Source organism: Dyella acidiphila, from assembly GCF_014863405.1.
Classification (GTDB): Bacteria; Pseudomonadota; Gammaproteobacteria; order Xanthomonadales; family Rhodanobacteraceae; genus Dyella_B; species Dyella_B acidiphila.
Genome location: NZ_JACZZA010000001.1, coordinates 476,648 through 490,264 on the forward strand (window position 1 = coordinate 476,648; position 13,617 = coordinate 490,264).

A 13,617-nucleotide genomic window follows, 5' to 3' on the forward strand; every position below is an offset into this window, starting at 1 on the left:
CTTACAGCCAGTAGGCCACGCGGCGCTTGTAGCGCCCGTACAAGGCCAGCGCCGCGATCCAGCCCACCACGCACAGGCCCAGCGACACACCCCAGTCGGCTTGTGAGGGCAACTGGTTCAGCAGCGGCGTACGCACGATCGACAGCAGGTGATAGAGCGGATTCAGGTCGAGCAGATAGGAACCGGCGTGCCGGGAAATGCTCGACGGCATCCACATGATGGGCGTCAGGTAGAACAGCACCTGCAGCAGGCTGGCGACGATCTGCGACAAATCCCGGTAGCGCGAGCACAAGACACCGAGCAGCAGCGCCACCCAGGTCAGATTGGCCACGGCCAGCAGGAACCCCGGAATGGCCAGCAAGGCCAACCAACCGATCGGACGGCCGACGGCCAGCAGCACCAGCGGGAAAATCACGATGTTGTGCGCGAGGATCAAGGTGTTTCGCCACACCATGCGCAATACGTGTACGAACAGGGGAATCGGTAGCTGCTTGATGATGCTGTCGGCCGCAATGAAGCAGTCGCAACCCTCCAGCACGATGCTGGACATGAAGGCCCACAAGATCATGCCGGCCGCGAGGAACGGCAGAAACTCGGTCAACGGCGACTTGAAGATCTGTCCGAATACCAGACCGATCGTGCCGATCATCACGCCCATGCTGATCGTCAGCCAGAACGGCCCGAGCACCGAGCGGCGATACCGCTGGCGCACGTCCTGCCAGCCGAGCATGCCGACGAGATGAATACGGCGTACTGCCGCTACGATGTCTCCGACCGCAGTCGCCACTATTTGCTTTTGCATCGATACCAACCAATTCTTTAGAAAGCTGTTCTTCAATTGAGCGCCGAGGCACGAACGCCTCGGTGCAAACTTCGCATGCGCCTTATGCGCATGCGAAACAGACCGCTTATTGATCCAGAATCAAATCCCTCAGATGCGCGGTACGCGCCTCCATCAGAGCCTGATCCGCCCGCGACTCGACGTTGAGGCGCAGCAAGGGTTCGGTATTCGAGCCGCGCAGGTTGAAGCGCCAATCGGCGAATTCCATGCTGACCCCGTCCGTCTTGTCCACGGCGAGTGCGTCGTTCACGAAATGCTGCACAACGCGCTCGATCGTCGCGCGCGTGTCCTCGACGCGGAAATTGATCTCGCCGCTGCACGGATAAGCCTGCATGCGCGCCTCGACCATCTCGGCCAGGGAAACGCCTGTGCGGCTGATGCGCTCGGCGATCAACAGCCAGGGAATCATCCCCGAATCGCAATAGGCAAAATCACGGAAGTAATGGTGGGCGCTCATTTCCCCGCCATAGACGGCGTCTTCAGCGCGCATGCGCTCTTTGATGAACGCATGCCCGGTCTTGCTCATCACCGGCACGCCGCCGGCTTGCTGCACCATCTCGACGGTATTCCAGGTGAGTCGCGGGTCGTGGATAACCTTCGCACCGGGCTGCTTTTCGACCAGCTGGGCGGCCAGCAGGCCGACCAGGTAGTAACCCTCGATAAAACGTCCGCTGGCGTCGAAGAAAAAGCAGCGGTCGAAATCGCCATCCCATGCAATGCCCAGATCGGCTTGATGGGTGCGCACGGCATCTGCCGTGGCTGCGCGGTTTTCCGGCAGCAGCGGATTGGGAATGCCGTTCGGGAAGCTCCCGTCAGGTTCGCAATGCACGCGCACGAATTCGAACGGCAGGTGGCGCGCCAGCTCCTCGATCACCAGGCCGGCGCCGCCGTTGCCGGCATTGACGACGATCTTCAAGGGCCGCAGCGATGCCGGGTCGATATAGCTCAACAGATGCTGGATATAGGCGGACTTGTCGGCGTCCAGCTGGTTACCGCCATGCGCGGAAACTTTGTCGAAATGGCCGGCTTCCACCCGCTCCTGGATATCGTTCAGGCCGCTGTCGCCGCTGATCGGCTTCGCGCCTGCGCGAACCAGCTTCATGCCGTTGTAATCCATCGGATTGTGGCTGGCCGTGACCATGATGCCGCCATCCACGCCGCGGTGAGCGGTCTGAAAATACACTTCTTCGGTACCGCATAGTCCGATATCGATAACACTTGCACCGACATCGTTGAGCCCGCGGGTAACCGCCGCGGCCAAAGCCGGACTGTCGCGGCGGACGTCATAGCCGACCACGACCGTGCGCGCACCGATCACTTCCCCGTAGGCACAACCGATCCGGTAAGCCAGATCTTCATTGAGCTCGTCGGGAATCCGGCCGCGGATGTCGTATGCCTTGAAACACTTAAGCATCAGAGTGCTCTCTCCATGGAAGTACTGCCGAGGGCTTCTATTCGGGAGAATATCCAGCCCTGGACCCTCCGATTATATAGGTGCATGGACGGCCTCAGCAGGAATAGGCAGCCAGGACGGCCCTCCGTGCACCGCAAGTTCTAACGGGCCGGAAAAGCACCCGGTTCAAGCCTCGCTACCGCACTGCAAAGCCAGGATCTGCTCAGCGCAAGGCCGGGGCAAGCCTGCGGGCAGCCAAGGATGAAGCTCATGGCACTGCTGCCGAGCGCTCCAGCCCCCGCTCCATCTTTAGCCGCCGAGCTTCTTTTACGCCGAAGCGCGATCGCCCTCGTACATCCACGACAAGGTATCGCTCAGGGGAATGCTCGGCACGAATCCGATCGCGTCCATCAGCGCGCGATTGGATCCCACCAGGCGCCGCACATCGTCCTTGCGGACGAAGGCGGGGTTTACTTTGACGTCGATGCGATAGCCCGCAATGACCGCCATCGTCTCGAGGATTTCGTCCAGCGTGTGGCCCACGCCGCTGCATATGTTGAGCACCGAACCGATCGGCCGGGTCTCCACCAATTTGCGGTATACCCGGGCGACATCGCGGACATCGGCAAAGTCCCTGAACACATTGGTGTTGCCGAGCTCGATCGAAGACTCCGCGCGGCGAAAATGCGCGACGATTTTCGGCAGCAGGAACTGGGCCGGCTGCCCCACACCGGTGTAATTGAACGGACGGGTGATCACGATAGGCAGCTGGGACCGCCACAGGCTGGCCATGTACTCCATGGCTAGCTTGCTCACTGCGTAATCGTTGGTCGGTGCGGGAAGCGTGTCTTCGGTAACCGGCTCGACGGTGGCGTTGCCGTAGACGTTGGCGCTGCTGGCCAGCACGACCATCGACGGCGGCGTAGCCAGCGCGGCGAGCGCCTCCAGCAGGTTGCGCGTCCCCGTCACATTCACCCGGTAGATCTCATCCACGTCGCCATGCGCGACAAATGAAATGCCGGCCAGGTGCAGCACAACGTCCGGACTGATCGAGGCGACGGCGTCGCGCAGCGCCTGACGGTCGAGCACGTCGGCCTGCACATCTTCGCGTCCACCCTGCCCGTTTCCGTGCGAGAGGCCGATGACCTGATAGCCAGCAGCCTCCAGTTCCGAAACGACGTATCTTCCCGTGAATCCGTTCGCACCAGTGATCAACGCGCGCGGCCGCGGCATCTTAGAACGACGCTCCACGCTCGTTGCGCTGGAGGTCGGCGGCCACCATCGTCTGACACAGCTCTTCCAGGCTCATTTCGGCGCGCCAGCCCAGCTTTTGCTGTGCCTTGCCCGCATCGCCGATCAGCAAGTCGACTTCGGCCGGACGGTGGAAGCGGGGATTCACACGCACGAGCTCACGGCCGCTGGCCGCATCGAAACCCTGTTCCTTGTCGCCGGAGCCCTTCCACGACAGATCGATGCCGATCGCCTTGAAGGCCATGCTGACGAAATCGCGCACCGTTTCGGTACGGCCGGTGGCAAGCACGTAGGTATCGGGCTCATCCACCTGCAGCATGCGCCACATGCCTTCCACGTATTCCTTGGCAAAACCCCAGTCGCGCTTGGCGTCCAGATTGCCCAGCTCCAGCACATCGAGTTTGCCGAGCTGGATCTTGGCCACCGAGTCGGTGATCTTGCGCGTGACGAATTCGCGTCCGCGCAGCGGCGACTCGTGATTGAACAGGATGCCGCTGGCGCCAAAAATGTCGTACGACTCGCGATAGTTGACCGTCATCCAGTGCGCGTAGAGCTTGGCGACACCGTAGGGGCTGCGCGGGTAGAACGGCGTGGATTCGGACTGCGGCACCGCCTGCACCTTGCCGAACATCTCCGACGTCGAGGCCTGGTAGAAGCGGATTTTCTTGTTGATGGTGCGGATCGCTTCCAGCATGTGCACCGCGCCGATGCCGGTGATATGGCCGGTGGTGATGGGCTGGTCGAAAGACACGCCGACGAAGCTCTGCGCGGCGAGGTTGTAGACCTCCTGCGCCTCCGTGGCCTCCAGCAGGCGGATGCTCGAACCCAGGTCGGTCAGATCGTATTCGACAAGATGCAGATCCGGATGCTTGTCGATGCCTAGCTCTTCGATGCGCCAGAAGTTGACCGAGCTGGTGCGGCGATAGGTGCCGTAGACCCGGTAACCCTTGTCGAGCAGGAGCTGTGCGAGATAGGCGCCATCTTGGCCCGAAATGCCTGTAATTAGAGCAGTTTTCATTTAGTACATCTCAACCATGAGTAGCTAAAAGGATGTTGTTATTCGAAGCCGAGCCAGGCCCTGGCTCGATGCGGTGCCGGCTGTGCGACCGGCTGATGGCGGTGTCTTGCGCACCGGCCTGGCACCGGATGACCCGGTTCTGTGCCCCTGCCGACGGGCTCATCCATGCCGTTGCCCATCGCACGGCCTGGGGCGATCTTGCCCATGGCCGATCACCCATCACAGCCGGGTTCAGTCGGACGATAGCTATATCCGGCGTCACGCAAGTCCCCATATCGCGGCTGGCGCCACCCCGAAAGTGTGTAGGGTGTAACGGTCGGCCCTAAGACGCAAGAGCGACCCCTGAATCAATCGCTACCACCGCCGCCGGAAGCCGCCGCACAGCACCGATCGGGCATATTCCCTTTACTTTTCAGGGTGGATATGTTTGCCAGGCCGGCAATCTACCCAGGCATATTCCAGCTATGCAGATCGTGCCGGCCGGCCAGCGCCTCGCCCAGCGCCTGCGCACTTTGCGCCCAGGTGAGGGTCAGCACCCGCCCAGGCGACGGCAGCTCGCCGCGCTCCCGGGCCGCCAACGCCACGGCAATGCTGTCGGCCAACGCGGCGGGGCTGTCGTCCTGGAAATACAGCGCGCCGTCGCCAGCCACCTCTCTGAATACCGGGATATCCCTTACCAACAGCGGCACGCCGCGATGTGCCGCCTCGATCAAGGGCAAGCCGAAGCCCTCGCCGAACGAGGTCGCCAGCAATAGCGCGGCATCCCGGTAAACAAGCTCCAGCCCGGCATCGCTGATGCCCTGGAACCAATACAGCCGGCGCCCCTGCTCGGCATGCCCGGCCAGCCGGCCGGCCAGGGCATCCACGCGCCAGCCGCGCTTGCCGACCACCACCAGCACCGCCTCCGAGCCGTTCGACCACAGTTGCTCGAATGCCCTCAGCGCCACCTCGTGGCCTTTGCGCGGCTCGACCGTTCCCACCATCAACACCAGCGGCCGCCCGGCGATCGCCGCCAGGCTGCGCGCAACGGCGGCATCGGTGCCGCCCATCGCCATGCCGGCGTCGAGGTCGGCGCCCAGGTGGAAATAGCCGATCTGCAACGAACCCGCCCTGGCCGGCCGCGTCGCCTCGAGCCAGTCGCGGTATTCCACGGCAACTGCCCTGGAGATGGCGATGATGCGATCGGAAACCTCGGCGATCGCCCGATACCAGCGCTGCATGTCCGGCGCCAGCCCGGGCGGAAACCAATCCGGATACAAGGCCGGAAGCAGATCGTAGAGCACGAACTGGATCGATACGCCGCGTTCGCGCAAGGCCCGGAAATAGTCCAGCCGCGCCGGCACGATATGCGCGCAAAGGTCCAGGCCAAGGAAGATATCCCCCGCCGACATGTCCACTTCGGCATCCACGCCGGGGGCCTGCTCGAAACCAAGAAACTCTGTCGCAAATTGCCGCGCATACCGATAACCGTTGCCGGCCGGATCCGCATACACCGGCTCCACGCGCAAAACATCGGGTGCTGCGTCCAGCAACTGCGCCAACACATTGCGCACCACCCGCTGCACGCCGCTTTTTGCATCGGTGCCGGACAAGGTGGAAACATCCACCAGCAATTGGGTCTGCTCGCCGCCCAGGGGATACTTTTCAGCCAGTGCCCGCGCCGTTTGCAACCAATGCGCTTCGTCTGGCGGCACGCTGTTCGCACCCAGCACTTGCGCCGCCAGCTGCCGCCTCGGGCTGGAACGCACCAGGCTTTCTATGGCTTGTGCATAGGCAAGGGCGACCTGCTTCGTATCGTGCAGCACTTCAGTGCCGCGACTTTCTTGCCGCTGCAGCGCCACCACCTGCACGCGAGAGGCAAGCTGCGGACCGTACCAATCGGCAATCAGGTCCTTGTCCGCATGAGCATGGACTACCACCCCTTCTGCGTCGGCGAGGATCCGCCAGCTGCAAGGATATTTCGCGGCCACGTCGCGCTCGTTTTCGGCGCGCTGGCGCTCGATCAAGGCCGGATAGCCGTGCGATTCGTAGAGCGCGCGCCACCAGATCCGTGGATGCTCGCCGCTGGATTCCAGCTGACGAAGAACATCCCCCCAATGGCATCGCTCCAGCACGACAAGCCCTGGAATCTCTTCCAGCAAGGCCAACATGCGCAGGTACAAGGTGGCATCAGCTACGTGGTAGACCACGCGATCGTAGTCTGCCGCACATGCGCGAAAGGACTCGATATCGAGCCGCCGCACTGCCAGGTTACCGACTGGCTCACTGTCGTCGCTGATCAGATCGACGTCGTAGCTGTCGGCCAGCAGCGATAGCAGCTCCATGCCTGTGGCGGCCTGGGCGTCAGCCGCGGCCAGCGAAGTAATCAAGGCCAGACGCAAGCGCGGCGTAGCGGCCGACATGGACTCGGCCGCCAGCGCGTTCACTGTGTACGGCGGCGCTTGTGCAACCTCGCCGCCAGTGCCTGCGCGCTGTTTCAACAAGCGAAACGCTTCGCTTGCCGTGCGCGATAAACCGTCGCTGCTCCGCAACGACGCCAGATGGATCATCGTGGCGGTCGGCGTGACTTCGCTGAGCGACACTCCCGACACCAGCGCGATCATCCGCCGCTTCAGGCCGGGATGCAGGTCCAGCAAGCGGCCTGTCACACCTCTCACTGCAGGCTGCTGCAGCGCGTACCGCCCCACGGATACGGAGGCGGTGCGCAGCGTTTCCTTGGTCATCGCCAGCAGCCGCGATACAGCAAGGCGTATGCGCGAATGGCGCAGAGATGAAGCCATTGGCTAGATCAGCTATTGCCCAGGGCGAACGCCAGCTCGTCGCGCAAGTCGGCAATATCCTCCACACCGACCGACAGGCGGATCAAACCGTCGCTGATGCCCAGCCGCTTGCGGTTCGCGACCGGTACGGAAGCGTGGGTCATGATCGCCGGATGCTCGATCAGGCTTTCGACGCCGCCCAGCGATTCGGCCAGTGCAAACAGCTCGCAACGCTCCAGCATGCGCCGGGCCTTTTTCAGGCCGCCCTTGACCTCGGCACTGATGATGCCGCCGAAACCGTCCATCTGGCGCCGCGCCAACGCATGCTGCGGGTGGGATTTCAGCCCCGGATAAATCACGCGCTCCACCGCCGGATGCCGGTCCAGCCAGCGCGCCAGTTCCAGCGCACTTTCGCAATGCGCGCGCATGCGCAGGTGCAGGGTCTTCAGGCCGCGCATGGCCAGGAACGCATCGAACGGGCCGGCAATGGCGCCGACCGAGTTCTGCAGGAAAGCCATTTGTTCGGCCATTTCCTTGCTGCCGGCCACCACGATGCCGCCCACCATGTCGGAGTGCCCGTTCAAATACTTGGTCGCCGAATGCAGCACCAGATCGGCGCCGTGTTCCAGCGGGCGCTGCAGGATCGGCGAGCAGAAGGTGTTGTCGACCACCAGGATCAGCCCATGCTTTTTGGCAAAGCGCGCCACCTTGGCCAGGTCGACCAGCTTGAGCATGGGATTGGTCGGCGTCTCGGCCCAGATCATGCGCGTATTGGGCTTGAGCGCAGCCTTCAGCGCATCGGCATCGTTGAGATCGATGAAGCTGAAATCGAGTCCGGCCGAACGGCGGCGCACACGCTCGAACAAGCGGTAGCTGCCACCGTACAAGTCATCCATCGCGATCACATGGCTGCCGCTGTCGAGCAGGTCGAGCACCGTCGCCGCGGCGGCGAGGCCGGAGCCGAAGGCAAATCCCGCCACCCCGCCTTCCAGGTCAGCGACACAGCCTTCATATGCCATGCGTGTAGGATTCTGCGTGCGGGAGTATTCGTAGCCCTTGTGGCGCCCGGGACTTTCCTGCACGTACGTGGACGTCGCATAGATGGGCGTCATGATCGCGCCCGTAGTGGGATCGGGGTGCTGGCCGGCATGGATGGCACGAGTACCCAAGCCGTGCGGCCGATTCTTTTTCGTTATACCCATGTTAACTAGTGTCCTGGACCGGGTGACGATATGTCTAAAACCTGTCATCTTACGCCCCCACCTGAATGAAAAATACGCCCGCAGGAAGCCAGCAGCGCGATACCGGCGTGCACCGGAAGCACGGGGGAACCGGGATCGCAGTGAAGTAAGCACGCGGTGGCGGCCGCTTGCGGGCGGCCTGGGGGACAGCACAGCAATGAAATTTCTCCTGTACGCAAATTCAAATAAAACCAATATCGGGGAACAGCTAGGCACAGCGGATTACAGTTACTTCTTCTTGCTGCGTGCCTTTGCGACCGTGCTGGAGGACTTGGGAGAAGTCATTCCAGTTTCAAATATTTCAAACGTTGATGCCCTGTACCAGCGTTACCGGGCGCAAGGCGAAGCCTGCGTGCTGTTGTCGTTTGCCCCGCCGCACAAGACCACTCTCGACCTGGCCTGCCCGATCGTGCCGGTGTTCGCCTGGGAATATCCGGAGATTCCGGAGCGGCTCGAAGAAGAATCCTGGCAGGACGATCCCCGGCACGACTGGCGCCTGCCGCTCGGCCTCGCGGGCAGAGCCATCTGCCTGTCGACGCATACTGCCGAAGCCGTGCGCCGCAGCCTCGGCCGCAATTATCCGATCGCCGCCATTCCGTCGCCGCTGCCCAGGGCTACCAGTGCGCTGGCCGCGGACGGCGACCCGTTGCGTGGCGGCGGTGCGGTGTTGCGCTTCAATGCCGTGGTGGTCGACAGCCGCCTGATGGGACTGAGCGCCGACGGCATCATCGATCCAACTACCGAAGACGAAACGCCACTGGGTCCGCACGACCTGGAACTGCTGCCCGACTATCCGCACATCCGCACGCCGGATGCACCGTTGACCGGCCTGCCGGTGCAGTTTCCAGCCGAACCGGCCGACAGCGGATATGCGCCGCCCGTGGACTGCTGCTGGGATCTCCCCCCACGCAGCAACGTGCGCCTCGACTTCCACGGCCTCGTCTACACCAGCGTGCTCACGCCGTCGGCGGGCCGGAAGAATTGGGAAGACCTGGTCACCGCCTTCTGCTGGGCATTCCGCGACAACGAAGACGCCACCCTGCTGCTGAAGCTGACCGGCACCGACCTCACGCACAACCATCATCAGCTGCTGATGATGTTGACCAAGCTGTCGCCGCTCAAATGCCGTGTCGTGGCAATTTACGGCTACTTGTCGGACCGCGACTACGAGGCGCTGGCCGAAGTAAGCACCTATTACGTCAACGCCTCGCTGTGCGAAGGACTGTGCCTGCCGCTGGTGGAATTCCTCAACCGCGGCATTCCGGCCATTGCTCCGGACAACACGGCGATGGCCGACTACATCCACGAGGACATCGCATTCGTCCTAAAAAGTCATCCCGGTACTCCCACGGTGTGGCCGCATGGCGATCATCAGATCAATCGCACCACCTACTGCCAACTTGACTGGGGATCGCTGGTGGAAGCATTTCGGCAGAGCTACGAGGTGGCCTACTGCCAGCCCGATCGCTATCGCGACATGGCGGCACAGGCTTCGCAGGTCATCCAGGATTACTGCGGCCACCAGGTCGTAAGGGCATCGCTCGGCGAATTCTTCCGCATTGCAGCTTTCGAGCAGGACTGCGATGCGGGCATGCTGGCCGCAACGTCGAGCTGACCGGGCTGATCGCGCCGATGAAACTAATCATTCATACCAGCACGCCGGAACAGGATCTGGCCAAGTCGCTCGGCAAGCCGGAATACAGCTACCGGTTCGTGGTCAAGGAATTCCGGCCGCTGCTGGAACAGCTGGGCACCGTGATCGAGGTCGCCGATCCCGAAAACGACGTCGACCCGATCTATGCGCAGTGCGCGGCGCGCGGCGAAGCCTGCGTATTCCTGTGCTTCCTGCCGCCGTGCAAGACACCCATCTCGCTCGAATGCCCCACCGTACCGGTGTTTGCCTGGGAATTCGAAGTGCTGCCGAACGAAGCGTTTTGCGGCAAGCCCAGGAACGATTGGCGGCGCGTGCTGAAGCGGCTCGGTGCCGCCCTCACCCACTCCAGCTACACCGTGGCGCGCACCCGCGCCGAAATGGGCGAGGATTTCCTGATCGAAAGCATCCCCGCCCCGCTCTGGGACCGGATGCAAAGCGTGCGCCGTGCCAGCCAGCCGCCGCGCGTGCTGCGCGCCAAGGGGCTGGTGATCGACAGCACGCGCACGGACCTGCACGCCTATCGCAAGGAAACCTTGCAAGCGGCGTTACCCGATACCTTGCCGTTGCCAGCGAATACGCACTCCTACGATGAGCAGATCGACCTGGAAGGGATTGTCTACACGGCTATCTTCAATCCCGGCGATGCGCGCAAGAACTGGCTCAAGATGATCTGCGCCTTCTGCGAGGCCTTCCGCGACACGCGCGATGCAACGCTGCTGATCAAGCTGACCCATCACAATCCCGCGGCAATCATTCCCAACATGCTGGAAGCCATCTACACGATGGGGCCGGTGCGGTGCCGCATCTTGTTTGTGCATGCCTACCTGGACGACGACGAATACATCTCGCTGCTGCTCAACAGCACCTATGCGGTGAGCGTATCCACCGGCGAGGGGCAGTGCCTGCCATTGATGGAATACATGTCGGCCGGTATCCCTGCGATCTCCTGCCGGCACACCTCGATGGGCGACTACATCAACGAGGAATGCGCGTTCGTGGTGGATTCGAGCCTGGAGCCCGGCGCCTGGCCGCACGATCAGCGCCAGGCTTTGCGCACCATGCGCCAGCGCGTGCATCACCAATCGCTGGTGCACGCCTATCGCAAGAGTTATCACGTGGCCAAGCATGAGGCGGATGTCTACGCCGCCATGAGCGAGGCTGCCGTGCGATCGCTTAAGAACTACTGCTCCATCGCCGTGGTGCAGCCAAGACTGGAACGCTTTCTCGAACTATGCGCGCCGGAACAGAGCCTGCCGCAGCCCGCGCTCAGCATGAGCGCGGCAAGCCAGTTGTGAAGGCGAAGCAGCAAAACACAGATATTGAATGTCTGCGTGCCGTGGCCGTGCTGGGCGTGGCCTTCCATCATATGCAGGGCAACTTGTTTCATCCCGGGCTACCCCAACTGCAGGGCTTCCTGCAGCATTTCAGCTATTGGTTCGGGGTTGATCTGTTCCTGGCCATTTCCGGCTATGTCATCGGCAGAAGTCTGCTGCCGCAGTTGCGGAGCCCTGGCGAACGCCTGCCGCAGCAATGGACGGTAGTGATGGCGTTCTGGATCCGCCGCGCCTGGCGCCTGCTGCCGTCCGCGTGGCTGTGGCTTGCGATCATCCTGGGCGCCACGGTGCTGACCAACCGCAGCGGCGCGTTCGGCAGCCTGCATGCCAACCTGATGGCGTCGCTGGCCGGGGTACTGAACGTGGCGAACCTGCGCTTCGCCGACGCCTTCTTCCGCTACGAATATGGCACGAGCTTCGTCTATTGGAGCCTGTCGCTGGAAGAACAGTTCTATCTGCTGCTGCCGCTGCTGGTGCTGTGCCTGCGGCGGCGAATCGATCTGCTGATGATTGCGCTGGTCGTCATGCAATTCTTGCTGTTCCGCACGCCGTTGTGGATGGCCCTGCGCACCGACGCGATCGCCCTGGGCGTATTGCTTTCGATGGCGGAATCGAGCATCGCCTACGCCAGGGCTGAGCCTGCATTCCTACTGCGACTGGGCGCGCTGCGCGTCATCATGCCGATGGCATTGCTGACGCTGCTGGCCATGCTGGCTGCGCCTGCGCTGCAGGATCTGCAGTGGCGCATCAGCGCCATCGCCGCGATCTCGGCCGCGCTGGTCTGGTTGGCATCCTACGACAAGGATTACCTGCTGCCGGCCGGACGGTTGAAGCAGTTGCTTACGTGGATCGGCCATCGATCGTATGCCATCTACCTGATCCACATACCGGCGTATTTCTTCCTGCGCGAAGTGGCATTCCGTGCCGACCTGGCGGTAACTGCCCCGCTGCATGCCCTCGCTTGGGCCGCCACGGGCGTGGCACTGACGCTCGCGCTCGCCGACTTGAACTACCGCTTCCTGGAGCAGCCGCTGCGCCGCCACGGGCGGGCGGTTGCCGATCGCTACCTGAGCCGTCGCGGCGTGCATCGCGCTAAGGCCACTACTGCACCGCCGGACCTGGTGCTCCCCGTCTCGGCCGAGGGCACGCCCTGATGCCGGGTCGCCATACCGTCCTTGCCCGCCAGCGCGCGCCAATCAACACCAAGTACTAGCCGGAGTTACTGCATGTCCACCCTGACCAGGAAGCTTTTGCGATATCTGCCGGCGGTACAGCGTCGTACCCGTGACATCGCGGAAAGCCCTGCTCCCGCTCCGATTGCAGAAGAGCCCGCGGCGCCGCAACCCAACTCCGCCGACCTGGGTCTGTTCGACTCGGTGCTCAGCGGCTGGTACCAGAACGACACCAACGAAGTGTTTCGAGGCATTCCGATCGGCGCCGACGACGTGGTCGTCGATGTCGGCTGCGGCAACGGCGGCAGCGGCCTGTTCTGCGCCAAGCGCGGCGCCAAGGTAATCGCCATCGATATCGATCCGCAGGTGATTGCCGACACCCGCACGCGGCTGGAAGGCAATGCACCCGGCGGTTTCGAGGCCTATGTCAGCGATGCCAATCCTTTGCCGCTGGCGGATGGCATCGCGACGCGCGTGCTATGCACCGAAGTGCTGGAGCACGTGGACGATCCCTACCAGGTCATGCGCGAGCTGTATCGGATCGGCAAGCCCGGTGCGCGCTATCTGCTGACCGCACCCGACGCCCTGCAGGAACACTTGCAGGAGCGCGTTGCGCCACCGGTCTATTTCCAGAAGCCCAACCACATCCGCATCATCGAGCGCGAAGCATTTGTCGCCATGGCCGAACGTGCCGGCCTGGTGGTGGAAGACCGCGCCTATTACGGCTTTTTCTGGTCGATCTGGATGGCGCTGTTCTGGTCGTGCAAAGTGGATCTCGGCAGCCCCAATCATCCAGTTCTCAACCACTGGACCCAGGCGTGGGGCGCCTTGCTTTCCACGGACGAGGGCAAGGAGCTCAAGCACAAGCTCGATGCATTCATGCCCAAGAGCCAGGTGCTGGTCGCGCGCAAGCCGTAAGCACCACGGCGCCGCCAACGCGGCACCGTGACATGC

At 62.8% G+C, this 13,617-nt stretch carries 10 protein-coding genes; 4 read left to right on the forward strand and 6 right to left on the reverse strand.

Annotated elements, in window-relative coordinates:
• Nucleotide 1: 1 nt before the first annotated feature.
• The 6 genes from IGX34_RS02285 to IGX34_RS02310 all read right to left on the reverse strand — a co-directional run bounded on the left by IGX34_RS02285 (nt 2) and on the right by IGX34_RS02310 (nt 8,464).
• A complete protein-coding gene (locus IGX34_RS02285) occupies nt 2-802 on the reverse strand; it encodes an ABC transporter permease (protein WP_192554037.1) in 801 nt (266 codons plus the stop codon).
• A 106-nt stretch (nt 803-908) separates the two neighbouring features.
• Nucleotides 909-2,258, reverse strand: a complete 1,350-nt coding sequence (locus IGX34_RS02290) for a phosphohexomutase domain-containing protein (RefSeq protein WP_274380811.1) — start codon at nt 2,256-2,258, stop codon at nt 909-911.
• Between the two features lie 303 nt (nt 2,259-2,561).
• Nucleotides 2,562-3,467 (reverse strand): NAD-dependent epimerase/dehydratase family protein, encoded by a 906-nt coding sequence (locus IGX34_RS02295; protein WP_192554039.1) that lies wholly within the window; start codon nt 3,465-3,467, stop codon nt 2,562-2,564.
• A gap of 1 nt (nt 3,468) precedes the next feature.
• Nucleotides 3,469-4,503: a GDP-mannose 4,6-dehydratase gene (gene gmd, locus IGX34_RS02300; RefSeq protein WP_192554040.1), complete on the reverse strand. Its 1,035-nt coding sequence runs from the start codon at nt 4,501-4,503 to the stop codon at nt 3,469-3,471.
• A gap of 443 nt (nt 4,504-4,946) precedes the next feature.
• The gene (locus IGX34_RS02305; protein ID WP_192554041.1) at nt 4,947-7,283 is read right to left on the reverse strand and encodes a glycosyltransferase family 4 protein; all 2,337 of its coding nucleotides are present in this window, start codon (nt 7,281-7,283) and stop codon (nt 4,947-4,949) included.
• Nucleotides 7,284-7,291: 8 nt separating this feature from the next.
• Nucleotides 7,292-8,464: a trans-sulfuration enzyme family protein gene (locus IGX34_RS02310; RefSeq protein ID WP_192554042.1), complete on the reverse strand. Its 1,173-nt coding sequence runs from the start codon at nt 8,462-8,464 to the stop codon at nt 7,292-7,294.
• 196 nt (nt 8,465-8,660) lie between these two features.
• On the opposite strand from IGX34_RS02310, the gene IGX34_RS02315 reads away from it, so the two are divergent.
• The 4 genes from IGX34_RS02315 to IGX34_RS02330 all read left to right on the forward strand — a co-directional run bounded on the left by IGX34_RS02315 (nt 8,661) and on the right by IGX34_RS02330 (nt 13,581).
• Nucleotides 8,661-10,118 (forward strand): glycosyltransferase, encoded by a 1,458-nt coding sequence (locus tag IGX34_RS02315; RefSeq protein WP_192554043.1) that lies wholly within the window; start codon nt 8,661-8,663, stop codon nt 10,116-10,118.
• A gap of 17 nt (nt 10,119-10,135) precedes the next feature.
• Nucleotides 10,136-11,452, forward strand: coding sequence for a glycosyltransferase (locus IGX34_RS02320; protein ID WP_192554044.1), 1,317 nt, complete (start codon nt 10,136-10,138; stop codon nt 11,450-11,452).
• Nucleotides 11,449-12,645: an acyltransferase family protein gene (locus IGX34_RS02325; protein ID WP_192554045.1), complete on the forward strand. Its 1,197-nt coding sequence runs from the start codon at nt 11,449-11,451 to the stop codon at nt 12,643-12,645. The genes IGX34_RS02320 and IGX34_RS02325 overlap by 4 nt, the downstream gene beginning before the upstream one ends.
• A 72-nt stretch (nt 12,646-12,717) precedes the next feature.
• A complete protein-coding gene (locus tag IGX34_RS02330; protein WP_192554046.1) occupies nt 12,718-13,581 on the forward strand; it encodes a class I SAM-dependent methyltransferase in 864 nt (287 codons plus the stop codon).
• The last annotated feature ends 36 nt before the right edge of the window (nt 13,582-13,617 follow it).

What these genes read in the sequence shown, in the direction of transcription:
- IGX34_RS02285 (WP_192554037.1), bottom strand. Translation starts at nt 802, where the DNA reads ATGCAAAAGCAAATAGTGGCGACTGCGGTCGGAGACATCGTAGCGGCA.
- gmd (WP_192554040.1), bottom strand. Translation starts at nt 4,503, where the DNA reads ATGAAAACTGCTCTAATTACAGGCATTTCGGGCCAAGATGGCGCCTAT.
- IGX34_RS02305 (WP_192554041.1), bottom strand. Translation starts at nt 7,283, where the DNA reads ATGGCTTCATCTCTGCGCCATTCGCGCATACGCCTTGCTGTATCGCGG.
- IGX34_RS02295 (WP_192554039.1), bottom strand. Translation starts at nt 3,467, where the DNA reads ATGCCGCGGCCGCGCGCGTTGATCACTGGTGCGAACGGATTCACGGGA.
- IGX34_RS02315 (WP_192554043.1), top strand. Translation starts at nt 8,661, where the DNA reads ATGAAATTTCTCCTGTACGCAAATTCAAATAAAACCAATATCGGGGAA.
- IGX34_RS02320 (WP_192554044.1), top strand. Translation starts at nt 10,136, where the DNA reads ATGAAACTAATCATTCATACCAGCACGCCGGAACAGGATCTGGCCAAG.
- IGX34_RS02310 (WP_192554042.1), bottom strand. Translation starts at nt 8,464, where the DNA reads ATGGGTATAACGAAAAAGAATCGGCCGCACGGCTTGGGTACTCGTGCC.
- IGX34_RS02330 (WP_192554046.1), top strand. Translation starts at nt 12,718, where the DNA reads ATGTCCACCCTGACCAGGAAGCTTTTGCGATATCTGCCGGCGGTACAG.